Source organism: uncultured Microbacterium sp., assembly GCF_964244775.1.
Lineage (GTDB): Bacteria > Actinomycetota > Actinomycetes > Actinomycetales > Microbacteriaceae > Microbacterium.
Map to the genome: position 1 here is coordinate 13529 of NZ_CAXTJR010000004.1, position 22505 is coordinate 36033.

Annotated in this window: 19 protein-coding genes and 1 riboswitch; of the genes, 8 read left to right on the forward strand and 11 right to left on the reverse strand. The window is 69.5% G+C overall.

Going from position 1 to position 22505, the window contains the following annotated elements; translation table 11 throughout:
• Window positions 1–39: 39 nt before the first annotated feature.
• Window positions 40–921 (reverse strand): bifunctional methylenetetrahydrofolate dehydrogenase/methenyltetrahydrofolate cyclohydrolase, encoded by an 882-nt coding sequence (locus ACFE6Z_RS08880; protein ID WP_375385374.1) that lies wholly within the window; start codon window positions 919–921, stop codon window positions 40–42.
• 189 nt (window positions 922–1110) lie between these two features.
• Window positions 1111–2385: a serine hydroxymethyltransferase gene (glyA, locus tag ACFE6Z_RS08885; RefSeq protein WP_375385375.1), complete on the reverse strand. Its 1275-nt coding sequence runs from the start codon at window positions 2383–2385 to the stop codon at window positions 1111–1113.
• 72 nt (window positions 2386–2457) lie between these two features.
• Window positions 2458–2541: riboswitch (ZMP/ZTP riboswitch) on the reverse strand.
• Between the two features lie 97 nt (window positions 2542–2638).
• Between glyA and ACFE6Z_RS08890 the strand changes: the two genes are divergently transcribed.
• The 5 genes from ACFE6Z_RS08890 to ACFE6Z_RS08910 all read left to right on the forward strand — a co-directional run bounded on the left by ACFE6Z_RS08890 (window position 2639) and on the right by ACFE6Z_RS08910 (window position 7607).
• Window positions 2639–4174, forward strand: coding sequence for a beta-N-acetylhexosaminidase (locus ACFE6Z_RS08890; protein ID WP_375385376.1), 1536 nt, complete (start codon window positions 2639–2641; stop codon window positions 4172–4174).
• Window positions 4171–5325 (forward strand): N-acetylglucosamine-6-phosphate deacetylase, encoded by a 1155-nt coding sequence (locus ACFE6Z_RS08895; protein WP_375385377.1) that lies wholly within the window; start codon window positions 4171–4173, stop codon window positions 5323–5325. The genes ACFE6Z_RS08890 and ACFE6Z_RS08895 overlap by 4 nt, the downstream gene beginning before the upstream one ends.
• Before the next feature lie 74 nt (window positions 5326–5399).
• Complete coding sequence (locus ACFE6Z_RS08900; protein WP_375385378.1) at window positions 5400–5822, forward strand: YrdB family protein; 423 nt, start codon at window positions 5400–5402, stop codon at window positions 5820–5822.
• A 19-nt stretch (window positions 5823–5841) separates the two neighbouring features.
• Complete coding sequence (locus tag ACFE6Z_RS08905; protein WP_375385379.1) at window positions 5842–7212, forward strand: FAD-binding oxidoreductase; 1371 nt, start codon at window positions 5842–5844, stop codon at window positions 7210–7212.
• Window positions 7209–7607: an NUDIX domain-containing protein gene (locus tag ACFE6Z_RS08910; RefSeq protein ID WP_375385380.1), complete on the forward strand. Its 399-nt coding sequence runs from the start codon at window positions 7209–7211 to the stop codon at window positions 7605–7607. The genes ACFE6Z_RS08905 and ACFE6Z_RS08910 overlap by 4 nt, the downstream gene beginning before the upstream one ends.
• Window positions 7608–7626: 19 nt before the next feature.
• Here the strand turns inward: ACFE6Z_RS08910 and ACFE6Z_RS08915 are convergent, their stop codons facing one another.
• From ACFE6Z_RS08915 to ACFE6Z_RS08940, 6 genes are all read right to left on the reverse strand, one after another.
• Window positions 7627–8406, reverse strand: a complete 780-nt coding sequence (locus ACFE6Z_RS08915) for a glucosamine-6-phosphate deaminase (RefSeq protein ID WP_375385381.1) — start codon at window positions 8404–8406, stop codon at window positions 7627–7629.
• Window positions 8399–9325 carry an ROK family protein gene (locus ACFE6Z_RS08920; RefSeq protein WP_375385382.1) on the reverse strand — a complete coding sequence of 309 codons (927 nt, stop codon included), beginning with the start codon at window positions 9323–9325 and terminating at the stop codon, window positions 8399–8401. Before ACFE6Z_RS08920 ends, ACFE6Z_RS08915 begins: the two co-directional genes overlap by 8 nt.
• Window positions 9326–9368: 43 nt before the next feature.
• A complete protein-coding gene (locus ACFE6Z_RS08925) occupies window positions 9369–10205 on the reverse strand; it encodes a carbohydrate ABC transporter permease (RefSeq protein ID WP_375385561.1) in 837 nt (278 codons plus the stop codon).
• 125 nt (window positions 10206–10330) lie between these two features.
• Window positions 10331–11308 carry a carbohydrate ABC transporter permease gene (locus ACFE6Z_RS08930; protein ID WP_375385383.1) on the reverse strand — a complete coding sequence of 326 codons (978 nt, stop codon included), beginning with the start codon at window positions 11306–11308 and terminating at the stop codon, window positions 10331–10333.
• Between the two features lie 221 nt (window positions 11309–11529).
• Window positions 11530–12795, reverse strand: a complete 1266-nt coding sequence (locus ACFE6Z_RS08935) for a sugar transporter (RefSeq protein ID WP_375385384.1) — start codon at window positions 12793–12795, stop codon at window positions 11530–11532.
• A 108-nt stretch (window positions 12796–12903) separates the two neighbouring features.
• Window positions 12904–14127, reverse strand: a complete 1224-nt coding sequence (locus tag ACFE6Z_RS08940; RefSeq protein ID WP_375385385.1) for an ROK family protein — start codon at window positions 14125–14127, stop codon at window positions 12904–12906.
• Window positions 14128–14269: 142 nt separating this feature from the next.
• On the opposite strand from ACFE6Z_RS08940, the gene ACFE6Z_RS08945 reads away from it, so the two are divergent.
• Window positions 14270–14752 (forward strand): hypothetical protein, encoded by a 483-nt coding sequence (locus tag ACFE6Z_RS08945; protein WP_375385386.1) that lies wholly within the window; start codon window positions 14270–14272, stop codon window positions 14750–14752.
• A 105-nt stretch (window positions 14753–14857) separates the two neighbouring features.
• Window positions 14858–16483, forward strand: coding sequence for a L,D-transpeptidase family protein (locus ACFE6Z_RS08950; RefSeq protein ID WP_375385387.1), 1626 nt, complete (start codon window positions 14858–14860; stop codon window positions 16481–16483).
• A gap of 438 nt (window positions 16484–16921) precedes the next feature.
• Here ACFE6Z_RS08950 and ACFE6Z_RS08955 read toward each other — a convergent pair whose 3' ends face one another.
• Window positions 16922–19141: an NADP-dependent isocitrate dehydrogenase gene (locus ACFE6Z_RS08955; protein WP_375385388.1), complete on the reverse strand. Its 2220-nt coding sequence runs from the start codon at window positions 19139–19141 to the stop codon at window positions 16922–16924.
• Window positions 19142–19283: 142 nt separating this feature from the next.
• On the opposite strand from ACFE6Z_RS08955, the gene ACFE6Z_RS08960 reads away from it, so the two are divergent.
• Window positions 19284–19736: a GNAT family N-acetyltransferase gene (locus ACFE6Z_RS08960; RefSeq protein WP_375385389.1), complete on the forward strand. Its 453-nt coding sequence runs from the start codon at window positions 19284–19286 to the stop codon at window positions 19734–19736.
• A 6-nt stretch (window positions 19737–19742) separates the two neighbouring features.
• Here the strand turns inward: ACFE6Z_RS08960 and ACFE6Z_RS08965 are convergent, their stop codons facing one another.
• Window positions 19743–20576: a lytic transglycosylase domain-containing protein gene (locus tag ACFE6Z_RS08965; protein WP_375385390.1), complete on the reverse strand. Its 834-nt coding sequence runs from the start codon at window positions 20574–20576 to the stop codon at window positions 19743–19745.
• Window positions 20577–20632: 56 nt separating this feature from the next.
• Complete coding sequence (locus ACFE6Z_RS08970; RefSeq protein ID WP_375385391.1) at window positions 20633–22450, reverse strand: ABC transporter ATP-binding protein; 1818 nt, start codon at window positions 22448–22450, stop codon at window positions 20633–20635.
• Window positions 22451–22505 lie beyond the last annotated feature (55 nt).

Sequence of the window (22505 nt, forward strand, 5' to 3'; positions counted from 1 at the left end):
CGCCCCGCGTTCACCCGCGAACGGTCGAGCTGTGCGGACTCAGGCGGCCGCGCGCTCCGCGGCCTCGACCACGTTTGTCATGAGCAGGGCGACGGTCATCGGTCCCACTCCCCCCGGATTCGGCGAGAGCCAGCCGGCGACCTCGGCTACATCCGGGTGCACATCGCCGTACACCTTCGACGTGCCGGTCTCGGGATCGGTCTCGCGCGTCACGCCGACGTCGAGCACGGCGGCGCCGGGCTTCACGTCCGCCGCGGTGACGAGGTGCTTGACGCCCGCTGCTGCGACGATGACGTCGGCCTCGCGCAAGTAGCGGCCGAGATCGACCGTGCCGGTGTGGGTCAGCGTGACGGTGGCGTTCAGGTCGCGGCGGGTGAGGAGAAGCCCGATCGAGCGGCCGATCGTGACGCCGCGCCCGACGACGACCACGTGCGTGCCCTTGAGGTCGTAGCCGTTGCGCAGCAGCAGCTCGATCACGCCGCGGGGCGTGCACGGCAGCGGGGTGGTGATCGGCGAGTTGACGTTCAGGACGAGGCGGCCGAGGTTGGTCGGATGCAGTCCGTCGGCGTCCTTCGCCGGGTCGATGCGCTCGAGGATCGCGTCGGTGTCGATGTGCGCGGGGAGCGGTAGCTGCACGATGAAGCCGTGACAGGCCGGATCGGCGTTGAGCGCGTCGATCGCCGCCTCGACCTCGGCCTGCGTCGAGGAAGCGGGCAGCTCGACCTGGATCGAGTTCATCCCGATCGCCTCGGACTGCCGGTGCTTCATCCCCACATACAGCTGCGACGCCGGGTCGGCGCCCACGAGCACCGTGGCGATCCCCGGGACGATGCCCCGCTCCTTCAGCGCCGCCACGCGTGCGCGCAGCTCTTCACGGATGGATGCTGCTGCCGTGACGCCGTCGAGTCTGTGTGCCGTCATGCTGATCCTCACTTCGTCGTTTCGGTTCTCCCGCGCCCCGCACTCCCGCGAGACCGGATGGGCGCCACGAAAAGGTGAGCGTCCGCCTCGGTCTCGTGTCGCCTATCCGGTCTCGCGGAGTTCGGCGGTGGAGATGAAAGGGGGTGATATCACTATGCTCGTAGGTATGTGGGCGGGGCAACCCCCGGGCTACTGGTGCAGCCCGGGGTAGAGCGGGAAGGCCGCCGTCAGCGCCGCGACGCGCGCGCGCAGCGCCTCGACGTCCGCGCCCGGCAGGAGCGCCCGGGCGATGATGTCCGACACCTCGGTGAACTCCGCGTCGCCGAACCCGCGGGTCGCGAGCGCCGGCGTGCCGATCCGGAGCCCCGAGGTGACCATCGGCGGTCGGGGGTCGTTGGGCACCGCGTTGCGGTTGACCGTGATGCGGATCTCGTGCAGCAGGTCTTCGGCCTGCTTGCCGTCGATGGCCGCATTGCGCAGGTCGACCAGCACCAGATGCACGTCGGTGCCGCCGGAGCGGATGGCGATGCCGGCATCCTTCACGTCCTGCTGCGAGAGCCGGTCGGCGAGGATGCGGGCGCCGCGGAGCACGCGGTCCTGGCGCTCTTTGAACTCGGGCGTGGCCGCGAGCTTGAACGCCGTGGCCTTCGCCGCGATGACGTGCATGAGCGGACCGCCCTGCTGGCCCGGGAAGACGGCCGTATTGATCTTCTTCGCGATCTCGGGGTCGTTGGTGAGGATGAAGCCCGAGCGCGGGCCGCCGATGGTCTTGTGCACGGTCGATGAGACCACGTGCGCGTGGGGCACCGGCGATGGGTGCAGGCCCGCGGCGACGAGGCCCGCGAAGTGCGCCATGTCGACCCACAGCAGGGCGCCCACCTCGTCGGCGATCGCGCGGAACGCGGCGAAATCGAGCTGACGCGGGTAGGCCGACCACCCCGCGATGATCACCTTGGGCGTGTGCTCGATCGCCAGCCGGCGCACCTCGTCCATGTCGATCACGGATGTCTCGGGGTCGACGCCGTACGCGACGATGTTGTACAGGCGGCCCGAGAAGTTGATCTTCATGCCGTGGGTGAGATGCCCGCCCTGATCGAGTGACAGCCCCAGCAGCGTGTCGCCGGGCCGGGCGATCGCGTGCAGGACGGCCGCGTTCGCGGTGGCCCCGGAGTGCGGCTGCACGTTCGCGAACTCGGCTCCGAACAGCGACTTCGCGCGGGCGATCGCGAGTTCTTCTGCGACGTCGACCTCTTCGCAGCCGCCGTAGTAGCGCCGGCCGGGGTATCCCTCGGCGTACTTGTTCGTGAGCACCGAACCCTGCGACTGCAGGATCGAGACGGGAACGAAGTTCTCGGAGGCGATCATCTCGAGGAAGCCGCGCTGGCGTTCGAGCTCGCGCTCCAGCACCTGCGCGATCTCGGGATCGACCTCCGAGAGGGGGGCGTTGAAATACTGGTCTGACATGGCGCTCCTGACAACGGCTCGGTGTCTCGATACGTCCGCTTCGCGGACACTCGACAACCGAGGAGGATGTCGACCATCGGCCCAGGCGAGCGGTCGAATGCCGTGTCAGTCGCTTCCCGGTGGTGTCCCACCTCAACGCCAGTCGCGACATCCCGAGCATAACCGATGCCGCAGACCGCGGCGAGGCCGGCCTCGCTCGCGCGACCGGAGGTGAAAGGCTAGGCTGAAGCGATCTTTTGTTAGGGATCTTTACATGAACGCCCCCGAACGGACCCCGATGTCGCTGCTCCCGCTCGTCCCCCTCCCCGTCTCGCTCGCCGCCGACGGGTCAGCGCCGTTCCGGCTCGATGCGGGTGCGACGATCACGGGCGACGCGGATGCTGCGGCCACCCTCGCCCGACTCCTCGAGGTGCGCACGGGTATCGCGCCGGCTCACGCTGAGAGCGGTGCGATCGTGCTCCGGCGCTCGCCCGGCGGCACGGCGGAGTCGTACCGGTTGACGGTGGACGCGGCATCCGTTGTGGTCACCGCTCCCGACGCGGCCGGACTCTTCTACGGCGTGCAGACGCTCGGACAGCTCGTCGCCCAGGGGGATGCCGGGTTTGTGATCCCCGCGGCGACGATCCAGGACGCACCGCGCTTCACGTATCGCGGCGTCATGCTCGATGTCGCCCGGCACTTCTTCCCGGTCGAGACGGTGAAGGCGTACATCGACAGGGCGGCATCGCTCAAGTTCAATGCGCTGCATCTGCACCTCGCCGACGACCAGGGCTGGCGCATCGAGCTGGCCTCGCGCCCGGCGCTGACCGAGGTCGCATCCGGCACCTCCGTGGGTGGTGACCCGGGCGGCTTCTACACGAAGGCCGACTATCGCGAGCTCGTCGCGTACGCCGCGGCACGGCACATGATCGTAGTGCCCGAGATCGACGTCCCCGGGCACACCCATGCCGTCGGCCTCGCCTACCCCGAGCTGGGCGAAGCACCCGTGATCTCGGAGGAGATCCGCCAGACCGTCCGCGACTACGGTGGCGAGCTGCCGACCCCCCGTACGCCGTACGAAGGCATGGCGGTCGGATTCTCGTCGCTGAAGATCCACGACGAGGCGACGTACGACTTCCTCGCCGACGTGTTCGGCGAGCTCGCCGGGATGACCCCCGGGCCGTACCTGCACGTGGGCGGCGATGAGGCGCTCGGCACCGCGCCCGACGACTTCGCCGAGTTCATGCGTCGCGTCACCGCGCTGGTCGCCGACCTCGGCAAAACTCCCATCGCGTGGCACGAAGCCGGTTCGGCCGCGGGACTGGACGAGCAGACGATCGGGCAGTACTGGGGGTTGCGCACCCCGACCGACGGCATGGACGAGAAGGCCCGCGCGTTCGTGCGCAACGGCGCGCAGCTCATCCTCTCCCCGGCCGACGCAATCTACCTCGACATGAAGCCGTCGGCGGAAAGCGAGCTCGGACTCACCTGGGCGAACGGCCCGACCAGCGTCGAGCGCGCGTACGCGTGGGACGCGGCGGAGATCATCGAGGGGATCGACGAGCGCGACATCCTCGGCATCGAGGCGCCGATGTGGTCAGAGACACTCCGCACGCTCGCCGACCTCGACGCGATGGCGTTTCCGCGCATCGCCGCGGCGGCGGAGGCGGCGTGGTCGGTGCCGCTCGGCACCGACGCGCTGCGGGCGTGGGAGTCGTTCCGCGACCGCGCCGGCGCCCTCGCGCCGCTGTGGCGGAGCATGGGCGTCGCGCTGCCCGCGTCGGACGAGGTCGCCTGGACCGCCGGATGAGCCTCCTCGTCCACTCCGTCCGGCTGGTCGACGACGAGCGTGTGGCAGACGACGCGTGGGTGCGGTTCGCCGGCGACCGGGTCGCCGAGACCGGAACCGGCGACGGATGGCGCGACCTCGCGACCCCGTCGGACGAGGTCCTGGACGCTGAAGAGGCCGCCGGTGCCGGCGCTGTGCTCACCCCGGGCTTCATCGACATCCACGGTCACGGCGGGGCCGGATTCTCGTACGACGACGGCCATGACGCGATCCGCGCGGCGCGCGCACTGCATCGCGCGCACGGCACGACGCGTGCCGTGATCTCGCTGGTCACGGCGCCCCTCGAGGCGATGGAGCGCCGGGCGGCGATGGTCGCGGATCTCACCGGGACGGATGCCGGCATCCTGGGCTCGCATCTGGAGGGCCCGTTCCTCGACCCCGCCCGCAAGGGCGCCCACGACGAGACCCTCCTGCGCGCACCGCTCGCCGAGGCAGTCGAGCGTCTGCTCGCCGCCGGGCGCGGCACCGTGCGGCAGGTGACGCTCGCACCCGAGCTCGCCGGCGGGGTGGCCGCGATCCGCATCGTCGTGGCGTCGGGCGCAGCCGCGGCGGTGGGCCACACGAGCGCCGACGCCGAGACCTGCGCGACGGCGTTCGACGCCGGCGCGACGATCCTCACCCACGCGTTCAACGCCATGCCGGGCCTGCACCACCGCGCGCCGGGCCCTGTGGGCGCCGCGATCGCCGACCCCCGGGTCACCCTCGAGGTGATCGCCGACGGGGCGCACGTGCATCCCGACGTCATCCGCATCGTGTTCGCGGCCGCGCCCGGGCGCGTCGCGCTGGTGACCGACGCGATGGCCGCCGCCGGGGCCGGTGACGGCCATTACGAGCTCGGAGGTCTGGGCGTCGACGTCGTCGACGGGGTGGCGCGCCTGACCGACGGCGCCGCGATCGCCGGTTCCACGCTGACTCAGGATGCTGCGCTCCGCCTCTCCGTCGCCTGTGGCGTCGCCCTGCCCGCGGCGGTGCACGCGCTGACGACGGCCCCGGCTCGCGCGGTCGGACGCGGCGCGGACCTGGGCCGGCTGGCCGCGGGATTCCTCGCCGACGCCGTGCTGCTGGATGCGGGGCTGCACGTGCACCGGGTCTGGACCGGCGGGCGGGAGTGACTCGGAGATCCGGCTCAGCGCCCGCAGCGCCGCTGACAGGGTCGGCGCCTCCCGCGGCGCCGTAAACTGGAGCCATGTCCGACACGCCGCGCGTCCAGCCGTCCCGGCCCGACCAGCCGGCGCCGGCTCAGCCGGGTGCTGCTCAGCAGGCGCCCGGTACGCGCCCCGCACTGTCGGCGCTGGACATCCTCGCCTTCCTCTGCGAGCTGTTCGCCTTCGCCACGCTCGCGTTCTGGGGCTTCGCGGCATGGCCGTTCCCGTGGAACATCGTGGCCGGGATCGCCGCTCCCGCCCTCGCCCTCCTCCTGTGGGCACTGTTCGTCTCGCCCCGCGCGGTGCTCGCCGTGCATCCGTTCGTCCGCGGCGTCGTCGAGCTGTTCGTGTACCTGTCGGCGACGATCGCGTGGTGGAGCATCGGCCAGACCTGGGTGGGGCTGGGATTTGCGGTCGTCGCGGTGACCGTCGGGGTGCTGACCGGCCGGCGGCGCTTCGCGTGACCGGCGCGCGGCGCCGAGCATGACGAGCCGGGTCGAGGTACTGGCGCGACTTCGCGAGGCGCTCGGCGACCGGGTCGACACGACGGAGGACTCGCTCGAGGCCGCGCGCGCGGACAAGTCCGGGCATGCCGCGTCCGGCAGGCCGATCGCGGTCGTACGCGCGCGGAGTGTGGAAGACGTACAGGCGACCCTGCGGATCGCGAGCGCGACCGCGACGCCGGTGGTGACCCGCGGCGCCGGCACAGGGCTTGCGGGTGGCGCCAACGCGGGCGACGGTGAGATCGTCTTGTCGACCAGGGCGATGGACCGGATCCTCGAGGTGCGGCCGGACGATCTGCTCGCTGTCGTCGAGCCCGGGATCATCAACGCCGACCTCAATCACGCGCTCGCCGACCACGGGCTCTGGTGGGCGCCGGACCCGGCGAGCCGGGCGATCTCGACGGTCGGCGGCAACATCGCCACCGGCGCGGGCGGCCTCCTCTGCGCCAAGTACGGCGTCGTCCGCGACGCGGTGCTGGGCGTTGACCTCGTGCTCGCCGACGGCCGGCTGCTGCACCTCGGGCATCGCAGCGTCAAGGGTGTCACGGGTCTTGACCTCACGTCGCTCGTGATCGGGTCGGAGGGCACGCTCGGGGTGATCGTCGGCGCGACGCTCGCACTGCGACGGCTGATCCCGGGCGAGGTGCGCACCCTCACGGCGACGTTCCCCGACGTACGGGCGGCGGCTGCAGCATCCGCCGCCGTCACCGCATCAGGAGTGCAGCCCGCCATCATGGAGCTGATGGATGCTGCGTCCCTCGCCGCCGCGCACTCCCTGCTGAAGCTGCCCAGGCCACGCTCCGGCGCCGCGCAGCTCACCGTCCAGACGGACGGCCCCGCGGCGACCGGAGAGGCCGACGCGATCGCCGAGCTGCTGCGCGCGGCAGGCGGCATCGTGGCGATTGCGCACGACGCCGCGGAGGGCGAGCAGCTGCTCACGATCCGCCGCTCGATGCATCCCGCCATGGAGACGCTCGGCACTACCCTCATCGAGGACGTCGCGGTGCCGCGGAGTGCGCTGCCGGCGATGTTCGACGAGATCGCGCGCATCGAGCGCGAGTACGGGATCACGATCCCGACGGTCGCGCACGCCGGCGACGGGAACCTGCACCCCAACTTCGTGTTCGAGGGGAAGGACGTCCCCCCGCAGATCTGGGACGCGGCCGGCGACCTGTTCCGCGCCGCGCTGCGGCTGGGCGGCACGCTCACGGGCGAGCACGGCATCGGGGTCCTCAAGCGACGCTGGCTCGCCGACGAACTCGGCGATGACCAGTGGCAGCTGCAGCGCGACATCGCAAAAGTGTTCGACCCGGCCGGCATCCTCAACCCCGGCAAGGTGTTCGCCCCGTGACCGCCCCGGTCATCCGCGTGAGCGCCGCCGTGATCGTGGACGACGCAGGGCGGCTGCTCGTCGTGCGCAAGCGCGGCACCGACCGGTTCATGAATCCCGGCGGCAAGCCCGAGCAGGGTGAGTCGGCCGCCGAGACTCTCGTCCGGGAGCTCGCCGAGGAACTCGGCGTCACCGTCGCACCGGGTGATCTTCGACCTCTGGGGTGCTACACGACCGACGCGGCGAACGAGGCAGGGCACGTCTTGGTCGCGGACTGCTTCGCTCTGCGCCTGGGCCCTGCGGCGACCGAGGCCCGAGCCGAGATCGCCGAGTTGCGATGGATCACCGAGGCCGAGGCATCCGCCCTCCCGCTCGCTCCGCTGATCGAGGTTCTCCGACCCCACATCTGGGGCTGAGCTCGCTCCGCGAGACGGCTCAGAGGCCCTGCCACTCCGGCTTGTTCGCGAACGTGTACCGGTAGTAGTCGGCCAAGCGCAGTGCCCCCGCGACGGCCTCATCGACCACGACCGTCGCGTGCGGATGCAGCTGGAGCGCCGATCCGGGTAGGGATGCCGTCACCGGCCCCTCGAGCGCTGCGGCGACCGCGGCGGCCTTGCCCGCGCCGAACGCGAGGAGCACGAGGTGACGGGCGCGCAGGATCGTGCCGAGGCCCTGCGTGATGCAGTGGCGTGGCACCTGGTCGACCGAGTCGAAGAACCGGGCGTTGTCGTCGCGCGTCTGCTCGGTGAGGGTCTTGACCCGGGTGAGCGATGCGAACGACGATCCGGGTTCGTTGAACCCGATGTGCCCATCGGTGCCGATACCGAGGATCTGCAGGTCCACGCCACCGGCATCGTGCAGCGCCTGCTCGTAGTCATCGCCGGCGTGCTCGATCCCGTCGAGCGATCCGTCCGGCACGCGGATGAGCGCAGGGTCAAGGCCGAGCGGCTCGACGACATCGCGCGCGATCACGTTGCGGTACGACTCGGGATGCCGGGGGTCGATGCCGACGTATTCGTCCAGGGCGAACCCGCGTACGCGTGACACGTCGAGGCTCCCGAGCCGGAGCGCGAGGGCGCGATACACCGGCAGCGGGGTCGACCCGGTCGCCAGCCCCAGGACCGCGTCCGGCCGGCGCGAGATCAGCCGGACGATCTCGTCGGCGACGAGCACGCCGGCGTCGCCTGGGGACGGAACGATGACCACTTCAGCCATGGGCGAGCGCCTCCTCGGATTCTCGGCTGTCGCCGATCAGCGCCGCGCCCAGTGCGGCGGCGGGCGAGCCGGCGGGCAGCAGCTCGACGCGGTCCTGCAGACCCAGCGATCGCATGAACGGCGACGCGGCGGCGCTTGCGTCCAGCTCCGCCCCGACGTCGGCCATCAACCTGCTGCCGAGCGCCGTGACGCCGCCGCCGAGTACGACGGTGTCGACATCGGCGGTGAGCACGAGGATGCGCACCGCGGCCGCGACGCCGCGGGCGAGCCCGTGCCGCAGCTCACGGGCGAGCGCATCGCCCGCGTCGGCGGCGTCGAACACGTCCCGGACGGGGAGGGCGCCCGGGCGCGCCCAGCGCTCGGCGATCGCTCCGCCTCCGGCGAGCGCCTCGATGCAGCCGTACTGGCCGCATCGGCAGAGCGGTCCGCGCGGGTCGACGGAGATGTGGCCCACTTCGCCCGCAGTGCCGCGGGGTCCGCGGCGCAGCACGCCGTCGAGCACGATGCCCGCCGCGATGCCGGTGCCGAGATTCAGGTACGCCATCGAGCCGGTCGCCCCGAGCAGGGCGTAGGCACCGATCGCGGCGGCTTTGACGTCGTTCTCGACGTACACCGGAACCCCGAGCGCCGGCGCGACGGCGGCGGCCAGATCGAGCTCGTCGACGCCGAGGTTCACCGCGTGCACGACGCGCCCCGTCCCCCAGGCGACCTGACCGGGCGTGCCGATCCCGACGGAGGCGATCACGCCTTCGGGCAGCGACAGGTCGCGCCGCAGCGACGCGACGGCGTCGATCACGGTGTGGATGACAGCATCCGCACCCCATCCCGTCGCAAGGCGCACGCGCCCTGCGATCGTGCCGTCCGGGGCGACCGCCACGGCGTCGGTCTTGGTTCCGCCGACGTCCAGCCCGATCTTCATCGGCCGGCCTCCGCGCGGGGGACGGCTTGAGTGCCCGCGCCCATCAGCCCTTGACCGCTCCCGCGACCAGGCCGCCCGACATGCGGCCCTGCACGATGAGGAAGAAGATCACGACCGGGATGGAGATGAGGGTGGATGCCGCCATCACCGCTCCCCAGTTCGTGGCCTCGGTCGCCGACTGGAACGAGTTCAGCCAGGTCGGCAGCGTCAGGTTGTAGCCCTTCATGAGCAGCAGTGCCATGACGAACTCGTTCCAGCACTGGATGAAGGCGAAGACGCCGGTGGCGACGAGTCCGGGGGCCAGCAGCGGGAACGTGACCCGCCAGAACGCCTGCGACTTGGTGCACCCGTCGATCATGGCGGCTTCTTCCAGCTCGGCCGGGACGCCGGCGACGAAGCCGCGCAGCGTCCAGATCGTGAAGGGGATGACAGCGGCGAGGTAGACGATGCCCAGCCCCATGAGGGTGTTCATGAGGCGCCAGTCGTCGATCATCCCGTAGATCGTGAACATCATCGCCTCGCCGGGGATCATCTGGATGATCAGCACCGAGATGATGAACCCGCGGCGCCCGCGGAAGTGGAAGCGGGCGACGGCCACCGACGCGAGGAAGGCGAGCACGAGCGTCACGACCAGCACGCTGACCGTGACGATCGTCGAGGTCAGCAGAGCGTGCGGGAAGTCGGTCTGACCGGGCGCCGCCTCACGCGTCCACGCGGTGATGTAGTTCGTGAACGTGAAATCGAGCGGGATGAGGCTGGGGTTGCGGCTGATGATGCTCTGGCCGCGGGTGAACGACATGTTCACCATCCAGTAGACGGGGAACACCGAGCAGAGGAAGACGACGAGCGCCGCGATGTTCAGCGCCGTGCGCGTGAACATCCGCTTCGACGAGGGGCGACGCGCCTCGATCGAGCGCTTCTTCGGAGCGCGCGGGACGCCGCCGTCCTCGAGGATCTCGTCGACGCCGACCGTGCCGAGCTGGGCGCTGACGCCCACCTGAGTGCTCACAGCTCCTCCTCCTTCAGGGTCGTCCGCACATAGCCCCACGACATCGCGAGGAGGAGTAACACCATCACCACGCCGATCGCGCTCGTGATGCCGAACTCGCCCGGGCCCTGCCGGAACAGGTACGTGCCGAGCACGTTCGTCTCCGACACCAGTCCGCCGCGGCTCTGCAGCGCGTACACCTGCGTGAAGATGCGGAGATTCCAGATCACCTGCAGCACGACGATCACGGTGAGCACGCTGCGCAGGTACGGGAAGACGATGAGGCGGAACCGCGCGAATCCGGTCGCGCCGTCCAGCGATGAGGCCTCGAGCACCTCACCGGGCACCTGGCCGAGCGCCGCGAACGTCGTGAACGCGACGAACGGCACGCCCTGCCACACCACGATGATCGTGAGCACCATGAAGAACGACCAGGGGTTCAGCAGCCACGAGTGGTTGGTCCAGTCGTTCGTGCCCGTGATCGTGTTCAGCGCCCAGTTGACGACGCCGTACTGGGTGTCGAAGATCCAGCCCCACACGGTCGTCGCCGCCAGAGCCGGCATGGCCCATGCCAGGAGCAGGCCGACCGACACGGTGATCCGCCACGCCCGACTCAGCCGGGTCATGAGCACCGCCACCAGCACGCCGAACAGCACGATCAGCACGGTCATGGCGACCATGAGTCCGAGGCTGCGCACGAGCACGACGGGGAAGTCGGACTCCGTGAAGACCTCGACGTAGTTGTCGAAGCCGACGAAGCTGCCGAGGGTGCCCTGCACCTTGTTCTTGATCGAGTAGTCGCTGAACGACTGGATGACCATGAGGACGGCGGGGTAGCCGACCATCACGGCGAGGATGACCACGGACGGTGCGAGCAGCGTCCATGCGCCCCGCGCGTCGCGGCGTCCGCGAGACTTCTCCCGCTCGGTGGGGCGGCGCCGTGGCGACTTCGTGGAAGACGCACGCGAGGGGGCGGTGAGAACGGCCTCGGTCATGGCGCCTCCTTTCTGACGGATGGATTCTGGGGACGGGCGTTGAGCACGGTGGGCGGCGACGGCGCGATGGCGTATCGCGCAGCATCCGGATGCTGTCATCCGATCGCTTGGACAGCTCCAGGGTGCGCACACCGTGGATCTGTCGAAAGGATCGAGCCTTTCCGGAGGAAGGGCAAGGGGTTCCGATGAGGTCGGAACCCCTTGCCCGGCGAGCGGACTCGCTACTTGTTGAGGATGGCGTCGATCTGGCTGTCCAGCTCGGTCGCGATCGCCTTGACGTCTCCGCCCTGGGCGATCTTCACCAGTGCGTCCTTGATGACACCCGACGACTCGACCTCTGCCCAGTTGGGGCTGGCCGGCACGGCCTTGGACCCTGCAGCGGCCTTGGCGGCCTGAACAGTGATCTCGTCCTGCGGGAGGTACTTGGCGAAGGTGGTCAGCGCGGGGATGAGGCCGTTCTCGGCGAGGATCTTCTGGTATCCCTCGGAGAGCATGATCTCCAGGGCCGACTGCGCCATCTCCGGGGCATCGGTCTTGGTCGCGACCGCGACATTCGAGCCACCGGCGAACACCGGGGCGACCGAACCTGCCGTGGTGCCCGGGAGGGCGAAGGCGGCGAGGTCCTTGCCGTAGGTCTCGGGGCATCCGGGCGCCTTGGCGTCGGCCGCGGCCAGGATCGACCACTTGACCCACGCGGGGGCGGAGAGGAATCCGATCTCACCGGCGCAGAACGGAACCTGCGGGTCGGTCTCGTCGCTGTCGGCAGGGGCGATGTTGGCGTTCAGGTAGACGTCCTGCAGCTGGGTCAGGCCCTTGATGCTGTCGGCGCTGGAGAACTGCGCGTCCCATTTGTCGCCGTCCTGCACGGCGATCTCGCCGCCGTTGGCCCACACGTAGGGAAGGGCGTTGTACCAGTCCTTGCCGGGTGCGTAGATGCCCGACTTGGTGTCAGTCTTGCCGGCCTTGCCGTCGGCGACGTACTGGTCGAGCGTCGTCGGCACGGTGCCGCCGAACGTGGTCGGCGAGTAGAAGACGACGCGCGACCCTGCGTAGTACGGCGCGGCGTAGAGCTTGCCGTCCTGCGACCCGAGGTCGACGAAGCTCTGCAGCAGGTCGTCGCCGCCGAGCGTCGCCTGGATGCTCGAGATGTCCTGGAACAGACCCTGCTCGATGAAGCCCTGAGCCTGGGTGTTGCCCACCTCGACCACGTCGGGCGAGTCGTTGGACGAGAGCGCGGCGACGTAGTTGTCGCTCGTGTCTGCCCAGGTCTTCTCCTCGATGTTGAGGGTCCAGCCGCTGTGCTCAGACTCGAAAGTGGTCTTGAGGTAGTCGCGGGCGTCCTGCGGGGTGTCCGTGCCGACGAGCCACACGGTCAGCGTGCCGGTGGCTGCCGCGCTGGACGCCGAACCGCCTGCGCCGCCCGCGCAGCCGGCCAGCGCCACAGCCGACGCGCCGATGATGGCGAGGGCTCCGAGCTTCTTGTTCATGGTAACTTCCTTGTTCTTCTTGGTGTGATGACGGGCCGGGTGGCCCATCCGGGGGGGTTACTGGGTCGTTGCTGCCGGCATGGCCAGCCGCGGTGGTGCAGGGTTTCTCTACGAGACTCCGAGCTGTCCGGAGAGGATCATGACGGCGGCGCCGCGCAGGACGATGTCCTGGCCTTGCCCCGTCATCCGCACACGGACGCCGTCATGGAACTCGGCGAGCGTCCGGGTGCGCAGCGTCTCGACGGTCGCCTCGGTGAGGGGTCCGTCGAGAAGTTCGGTGGGGCCGGAGAGGATGATCTCCGACAGATCGAGGGCGCCGACGACGGGCGCCAGAGCGATGCCGAGTCGCTCCCCCGCGTCGCGGAGAATGCCGTCGCGGGCGGCGTCATCGGATGCTCCGGCCAGCCGCGCCGAGAGGAATGGGACCGCCAGCCAGGCCTCCAGGCAGCCGACCTTCCCGCAGACGCAGACGGGGCCTCCATCGGTGCCGACGGTGACGTGGCCGATCTCGCCCGCCGCGAAGCGGCTCCCGCGCATCGGCTGTCCCGAAGTGAGGAGTCCGGAGCCGACGCCGCGGCCCACCTTGACGAGCAGGATGTCTTCGTCGGCTCCGCCGAACGTGTATTCGGCGAGCACCGCGGCGTTCGCGTCGTTCGCAACGAGGACGGGCAGGCCGAGCGCCTCGTGGAGCGCGCCCTCGAGGTCGAAGTCCACCCATCCCAAACCGGGGGCGGCGAGGACCACGCCTCGGTCGTTGACGACGCCGGGGGTGCCGACACCCACCCCGAGCACGGGGGCGTGCGACTCGGCGACCAGCTCTCGGGCCAGGGCGACCACGGCGCCGACCACGTCGTCCGCAGGCAGCGGAACCTCGCGTCTCACGACGATGTCGCCGTCGAGGGTGAGTACGGCGCCGATGAACGCGTCGCTGCCCGACAGGTCGATGCCGACGATGCGGTGCCCGGCGCGGTCGAGGTCGACCAGCATGGCGGGCTTGCCGGGACCGGACGCCTCGCGCACGCCCATCTCGGCGACGAAGCCGTCCGAGATGAGTTCGCCGACGAGGTCCGAGATCGTCACTCGGGTCAAGTCCGTCTCACGCGCCAGGTCGGCACGGCTCATCGCGCCCTGGTGGAACAGCAGCTGCAGCACCAGCGAACGGTTGTGGCCGCGCGCGTGCTCGGGAAGCACCTTCCCCCCGTGACGCAGCGCACGGCCCGGAACGAACGAGCGGGCCTTGGCGGGGGTGCCCGGCGCGGACACGGTCACCGTCGGGGCGCTGTGGCGTGGCTCGAGGGTGGTCGACCCGCGGTGCGTTTCCGACATTGACATGTTTGTTAGTAGACCTTACGAACAAACAACGCGCAAGACGTGAATTGGATTTGAACAGCGTGTTTACAAACTTGTTACATTCCGCCTCCGGTCCGTACCGTTCGATCCCGGTGCTTAGGGTGGAAGTGAGGAGGTACTCCCCATGCGCCGCACCATCGCCATCCTGACCGCCACCATCGCACTCAGCACCGCCGCCGTCCTGGGCCTCAGCGCCTGCACCGGGAACCCCGCGAACTCGGACGCCGTGACTTCCGCGTCGAGTGCCGCGTCCGCCGGTGCCGCCGCCCCGGGCACGAGCTCGCAGACTGCCGCCGAGGCGTGCGCCCTGGTGCAGCAGTCCATCACCGATGCGACCACACAGCTCCAGTCGGCCACCACTTCGGACCCGTCGGCGATCGTGGATGCGATGACCTCCGCGTCGCAGAAGCTCGCCTCCGCCGCCCCGTCGATCACGAACGATCAGGTGGCGGCGCTCGTGCCGGCCCTCCAGGACATGTTCACCCAGGTCTCGGATGTCATGGGCGCGATCGCGAAGGGCGATGTCGGCAAGGCCGGCGACCTGAGCACGCTGAGCACCCGGTTCGAAGACACCAGCGCGAAGTTCCAGGCCATCTGCGGCGACTGAGCCCTGGGTCTGCCCGTCGATCCGTACCGTGACGGGAACGTTGTGCTCGCCTGCATCCCCGTCCCGTACCATTAGCAGGGCGTATTCGCATTCGGGGGTGATGGCGTGACCGATCTGGCCACAAGGCCGGGCGCTGATTCAGCGTCCGACGACGACGCGGTGCTCACGGCATCCGTCGTCCCAACGACCGTCGTCGACGGCACTCCAGTTGACGACAACGCCGTTGACGACGCCGCCGTTGACGAAGCGGTAGTCGAGCCCGCCGTCGTCGACGAGACCGCCGTTCAGCCTGCCTACGCGTGGGCACCCGAACAGCCGTCCCCCAAGAAGCGCCGTCTCGGCCTGTGGATCGGCATCCCCGCGGGTGTCGCCCTGGTGGCTCTGGTCGCCGCATCCCTCACCCTCATCGCACCGGGCACCTCGGTCGGCGGTGTCGCCATCGGCGGCATGACGGCCGGCGGCGCGGCGGACGCACTGCAGCAGCGCCTCGATGACACCACGATCGTGCTCACCGGCGATGGCATCGACACCACAGTGTCGGGCGGCCAGCTCGGTGCGACGGTCGTCACCCGATCGTCAGAGAGCACCGGCGTCGATGTCACGCCTTCCGAGCTCGGTGCGACGATCGACGCCAAGGGGCTCGCGGATGCGGCATTCGCCCAGCATCCGATGTGGAATCCCACCGCGTGGTTCGCAGCTCCCGCGACCGCGACAGTAACCATCGACGCGGATGCTGCGACCGCCGCACTGCGCACAGCCGCCCCCACTCTGTACAAAGATCCGGTGAACGCCGTCGTCGCGTTCGACGCGGCATCGGCGTCGTACGTCGTGACACCGGCGGTCGACGGCCAGGGCCTGGACGTCGAGACCGTCCGCGCCGCTCTCGAGAACGCCTTCGCGACGGGCCAGACCCGCGTCGAGGTCGTCGCCAAGACCGCCGCGATCAGCGCGAAGACACCGACCACGGCCGCGCAGAGCACCGTCGACCAGCTGAACAACGTGCTGAACACCGCCGGCTTCTACATCGGTACGGAGCGCACCGTCCCCCTCGACAGGGCCACCGTCGCATCGTGGATCACCCTCTCGACCGATGCCGCGGGCGCGATCGTCTACGACGTCAACCAGGGCGCGATCCAGACCGCAGTCGACGCCCTCCCCGCGGCGGTGAACCGGCCTGCCGTGAACGCCACGGTGATCACCGACTCCGAAGGTGGAGTGCTCGAAGAGCAGGCCGCCGGCGCGTCGGGCCGGGCCCTGGGCGCGACCGACGGCGTCGCAGCCGCGTTCGCGACACAGCTGAAGACCGGCAATGCCGTGTACGAGCTGCCCGTGACCGAGACCCCGTTCACCACGACGACGCTCGCCCGCCGCATCGAGGTCAACCTCAGCGAGCAGCGCGCCACGCTGTACGAGAACGAGCAGGTCGTGCAGTCTTGGCTGATCTCGTCCGGTCGCGACGGCTACAACACCAGCACCGGCAGCTTCCGCATCTTCGCGAAGCTGGATTACCAGAACATGGGCAATCAGGACCTCACCAAGGCGCCGAACTACTACACCCCGGACGTGCCGAACGTCATGTACTACAACGGCGACGAAGCGTTGCACGGCGCGTACTGGCACAACAACTTCGGCAACCAGATGAGCCACGGCTGCGTCAACATGCCTCTGGATGCTGCCGCCTACACGTTCGACTGGGCTCCGATGGGCACCGAGGTCTGGGTCCACTACTGATCCTCGCGCGGGAGCGCGATGCGTTGATCGAGTAGCGAGCGCCAGCGAGCGTACCGAGATCCGCCGCGTCGACGAAGGACTCCTGTCCCGCACTCCGGGCGTGCGTGGGGTGGCCCTGCGCAACTTCGGTGATCTGCACAGTTTCGGCGCGTTCGGGCGCGTAGTGGGCCCGAAGAACTGCAGATTCCCGAAGTCGTGCGACGTCAGGTCGGGCTCCCGCCCCCGCGGCCGCGCGATGCGGTGATCGAGTAGCGAGCGCCAGCGAGCGTATCGAGATCCCCCGGGCCTGCGTAGTACGTCAGCTCTGATCTCGATACGGCGCTGGCGCGCCTACTCGATCAACGCCGGGGCACGCGCTAGCGCGCCTACTCGATCTCCGCCGGGGGCACGGCGCTGGCGCGCCTACTCGATCACCGCCGGGACGGCGCCGGCGGGCGCTCAGTGCACCGAGTCGATGATGCTGTTGAACGTCGCGGACGGGCGCATGACGGCCTCGACCAGCTCGAGATCAGGACGGTAGTACCCGCCGATGTCGACGGGCGAACCCTGCACGGCCAGCAGCTCGCCGACGATCTGCTCCTCGCGCGCCGCGAGGTCGGCCGCGAGCGGGCCGAACACGGCCGCCAGGTCGGCATCGGCATCCTGCGCCGCCAGCTCCTGCGCCCAGTACAGCGCGAGGTAGAAGTGACTGCCGCGGTTGTCGATCGTGCCGAGCGCGCGCCCGGGCGACTTGTCGTTTTCGAGGAACGTGCCGTTCGCCGCATCCAGAGTGTCCGCGAGGATCTGCGCTTTCACGTTGCCTGTGAAGGTTGCCAGGTGCTCGAGCGACGCCGCCAGGGCGAAGAACTCGCCCAGTGAGTCCCAGCGCAGGTAGTTCTCCTCGAGGAGCTGCTGGACATGCTTGGGGGCCGAGCCGCCCGCGCCCGTCTCGAACAGTCCACCGCCGGCGAGGAGCGGCACGATCGAGAGCATCTTCGCACTCGTGCCGACCTCGAGGATCGGGAACAGGTCGGTGAGGTAGTCGCGCAGGACGTTGCCGGAGACCGAGATCGTGTCCAGACCGTGGCGGAGGCGAGCGAGCGTGTAGCGGGTCGCCTCCTCGGGGGCGAGGATCGTGATCTGCACGCCCTTCGTGTCGAGCGTCGCCAGCGCCTGGTGCACCTTGGCGATCAGCTGGGCGTCGTGCGCCCGGTTCAGGTCGAGCCAGAACACCGCAGGCGAACCCGTGGCGCGTGCGCGCCCGACGGCCAGGCCCACCCAGTCGATGACCGCGATGTGCTTGGTCTGCGTCGCGCGCCAGATGTCGCCGGCCTCGACCTGGTGCTCGATGAGCACCTCACCGGAGCTGTCGACGATCTGGACCCTGCCGGGGCTCTCGATCTCGAACGTCTTGTCGTGGCTGCCGTACTCCTCGGCGGCCTGGGCCATGAGACCGACGTTCGGGACGGTGCCGATCGTCGCGGGATCGAGGGGTCCGTTCGCGATGACGTCGTCGATCACGGCCTGGTAGACGCCGGCGTACGACGAGTCGGGGATGACGGCCAGCGTGTCGTCCTCGCCGCCGTCGACGCCCCACAGCTTGCCGCCGTTGCGCACGAGCGCCGGCATCGAGGCATCCACGATCACGTCAGACGGAACGTGCAGGTTCGTGATGCCCTTGTCGGAGTTCGTGTACGACAGGCGGGCGCCGCTCTCGAGGTCGGCAGCGATGGCGGCGGAGATCTCGGCCCCGCCGTCGACAGCATCCAGACCCGACAGGATCGAGCCGAGACCGTTGTTCGGCGTCAGGCCCGCTTCGGCGATCTTGGTGCCGTACTTGTCGAAGACGTCGGCGAAGTAGGTCTTCACGACGTGGCCGAAGATGATCGGGTCGCTGACCTTCATCATCGTCGCCTTCAGGTGCACGGAGTACAGCACGTCGGCCTTCTTGGCCTCTTCGAGCGTCTCGGCGAGGAATGCGTCGAGCGCGGCGGCCGACAGGAACGTCGCGTCGATGATCTCGCGCGGCAGGACCTTGAGGCTCTCCTTGAGGACGGTGACGGTGCCGTCGTCGGCCACGTGCTGGATCGTGAGCACGTCGTCGTGGGCCGCGACCCACGACTTCTCGTTGTGCGTGAAGTCGTCGTGGCCCATCGTCGCGACACGGGTCTTTGACCCCGCGGGGAACGGCTTGTTGCGGTGCGGATGCTTGCGCGCATAGTTCTTGACCGCCAGAGGTGCGCGGCGGTCGCTGTTGCCTTCGCGCAGCACCGGGTTGACCGCCGACCCCTTGATGCGGTCGTAGCGTGCGCGGATGTCTTTCTCCTCGAGCGACTGCGCGTCGTCGGGATAGCTCGGGATGTCGTAGCCGGCCGCCTGCAGCTCGGCGATGGCCGCCTTCAGCTGCGGGATCGACGCCGAGATGTTGGGGAGCTTGATGATGTTGGCCTCGGGCAGCGTGGCGAGACCGCCGAGCTCGGCGAGCGCATCGCCGACCTGCTGCTCGGGGGTGAGCTTCTGCGGAAAAGCCGCGAGGATGCGGCCGCCCAGCGAGATGTCGCGAGTCTCGACATCCACGCCCGCCCTGCCGGCGACCGCCCGGATGATGGGGAGGAAGGACGCGGTGGCCAGCGCCGGAGCCTCATCGGTGTGGGTGTAGATGATCGTCGATTCAGTCACCGGTGGTGTCTCCGTTCGGGTCGTGTTTCCAGCCTATCGCAAGCGCGAAAGTATCTTGATATCGAGATATCTCGACGGCGATGTCGATCGCGCGAGCCTCATGCGGTGGCTTCGCTCTCGCCCGGGGCGATACCCTGAGCACATGTCTGAGCTGCGTCTGGTCGAACTGTCCGCATCGACGATCGTCGCGGTCAATAACCTGTCGCTCAAGCCGGGTCAGGAGCAGTTCCTCGCACCCGTCTCGTATGGGATCGCGGCGACGGTGATCGACCCCCGCACGAGCTGGCAGCGGGTCGTGCTCGATGGCGACGAGGTGGTCGGTTTCGTCAGTGCGAACTTCGATCCCGACGCCCCGCAGGAGCACTTCCGCTCTGTGCTGTGGCGCATCAACGTCGACGCCGACGACCAGGGTCGCGGCGTCGGCCGCTTCGCGGTCGACCAGCTCCTGAACGAAGCCCGCGACCGCGGCATGGAGCTCGTCGACGTGATCTACGAGGCCGGCGAAGGCGGACCCGAGGCGTTCTTCGAGCGGGTCGGCTTCACCCCCGTCGGCGAGACCGAGTACGGCGAGATCATCGCCGAGATCCGCCTCTAGCCCCCTCTAGCCCACCGACCCCGCGAAGCGGTTGGCCGCCGCCGCGACGTCGTCGACATAACTGTCGAGGTGGTTGTAGCTGAACACGGCCGCGCGCCAGCCCTCCACGCTCGCCATCGAGCCCGAGGCGCAGAGGTAGCGGGCCGTGGCCAGCGCCGCGTCGTCTATCTGGTTCGGGTCGGCGACGCCGTCGCCGTTCGCGTCGGCGCCCCAGTGCGCCCACGTCTCGGGGATGAACTGCATCGGGCCGACGGCGCGGTCCCAGGTCGTGTCGCCGTCCCACCGGCCGCCGTCCGTGTCGGCGATTGCCGCGACCCCGTTGCCGTCGAGCGCGCCTCCGCGGATCGCAGGCTGCGAGTAGCCGTCGGCACCGAGAACCGCTCCGCCGTGACGCCCGTGGTCGGATTCGATCTCGCCGATCCCGGCGATCGTGTTCCACCCGATCCCGCACCCGGGCTGCTCGTCCGAGATCATCAGGTCGGCCACGGCATAGGCCTCGAGAGCGCGGATCGGGATGCCGGTGGCCCGGGCCCCAGCATCCGCCCACGCCGCATCGACCCGCACGCGCTGCGACGGGGCATTCGCGACCTCCGCCTGGGGCGCCGTCACGGCCTCGGGAGCGGCCGGCTGCGCGATGCGCGCACCTGACCCGAGGGGCACGTCGGCCTGGACGCGCGCGATGTTCACGCCGGCGACGACGGCGACGCCGAGCACCGCGAGCCCGATGATGATGCCGATGCGCACGAGGCTGCGGCCCACGCCGGTCATGGCGTGGGCCCTGGCGAGGGCTCGGGCGTGCGGCGCGTCGGTGCAGCGGATCTGGTCGTCATCGACCGGCACGGTAGCAGGCCGATCTGAACGCCTGCGACAGGCGCTCAATAACAACGGGCGACCGGCTAGACCAGCGATGCCCGCCAGGCCGCGTGCAGCTGGGCGAACTTGCCCGTCCCGCTGATCAGAGTGTCGGGGTCGTCGTCCTCGATGATGCGGCCGTGCTCCATCACCAGCACGCGGTCGGCGATCGCGACGGTGGAGAGCCGGTGGGCGATGATGATCGCCGTGCGATCGGCCAGCAGCGTCTGCAGCGCGTCCTGGATGAGCCGCTCCGAGGGGATGTCGAGCGACGCGGTCGCCTCATCGAGGATGAGCACCGCCGGGTCTGCGAGGAAGGCCCGGGCGAACGAGATCAGCTGACGCTGACCGGCCGACACGCGCCCGCCGCGCTTGTTGACGTCGGTGTCGTAGCCGTCGGGCAGCGCCTCGATGAATCCGTCGGCACCCACCGCGCGCGCAGCGGCGCGGATCTCGTCGAGCGTCGCGTCGGGCTTGCCGAGCGCGATGTTGTCGGCGACGGTTCCGCTGAACAGATACGCCTCTTGGGTCACCATCACGATCGCCCGGCGGAGGTCGTTCGGGTGGAGGTCGCGCAGGTCGATGTCGTCGAGGGTGACGGTTCCTCGCGTGGGGTCGTAGAAGCGCGCGATCAGCTTCGCGAGGGTCGACTTTCCGGCGCCTGTCGTGCCCACGAGCGCGATCGTCTGCCCCGCGGGGATGTCGAGGCTGAAGTCGGGCAGGATCGTCCGATCGTTGCCGTAGCCGAACTCGACATCGTCGAAGCGCACGTGACCCTTGGCGCTCCACAGGTCGGTGGGCCTGCTCGGATCGGGAACGGTGGGCTCTTCCTCCAGCACCCCCGACACCTTCTCGAGCGCGGCGGTGGCCGACTGGTACGAGTTCAGGAACATCGCCACCTCTTCGAGGGGGCTGAAGAAGTTGCGCACGTACAGCACGGCCGCCAGCAGCACGCCGATCTCGAGCTGGCCGTTCACGACTCGGATCGCGCCCCACAGCAGCACGGCTGCCATCGTGATGTTCGCGAGCAGGATGAGCCCGGGATCCAGGATCCCGTACAGCTTCACGAGCTTCAGGTTCACCCGGCGGTAGTCGGCCGAGATATCGCCGAAATCGACGTCGTTGCGCTTCTCCTTGCGGAACGCCTTCACGGCACGGATGCCGGTCATCGTCTCGACGAACTGCACGATGAGCCGCGCGCTCACGACCCGCGACTCGCGGAAGCCCTTCTGCGACTCGATGTAGAACCAGCGCATCAGCAGCGCCAGCGGGATGCCCATGACCACCAGCACCGCACCGCTCTGCCAGTCCAGCAGGAACAGCGCGATGAGCGTGAAGATGCCGTAGAGCGCGCCCTGCACGAGCTGGTTGAGCCCGCCGTCCAGCAGCTCGCGGATCGATTCGAGGTCGCTGGTCTGTCGCGAGATGATCCGGCCCGACGTGTAGCTCTCGTGGAATTCGAGGCTGAGGCGCTGGGTGTGGCGGAAGATGCGGGTCCGCAGGTCCATCAGGATCGCCTGGGTGAGACGCGCCGAGAGCACGACGTACCAGCCGATGAGGGCCGCCCCCGTGACCCCGGTGACGATGTAGAGCGCGGTGACGCCGAATGCCGGCATCCAGTCGGCGTACTGCACCGCGGCCGGCAGAGCGGTGTCGATGCCGTAGGCGATCAGCGCGGGGCCGAGCACCCGCAACGCGGTGGAGAGGACGATCACCACGGCGGTGCCCACCAGGAGCGCGCGCAGCGGCGAGACGAGCGAGCCGAGCAGCTTCAGCGAACGCTGCCGGATCTGGCGGCTCTCGGACGTGGTGTAGTCGTGGCGGTCTTCACCGCTGGTTCCGGTGACGGATGCCTGGGTCACAGGTTCACCTCCGCTTCGCGTGAGCTGTCCGATTCGCGTGTGCTGTCCGGTTCGC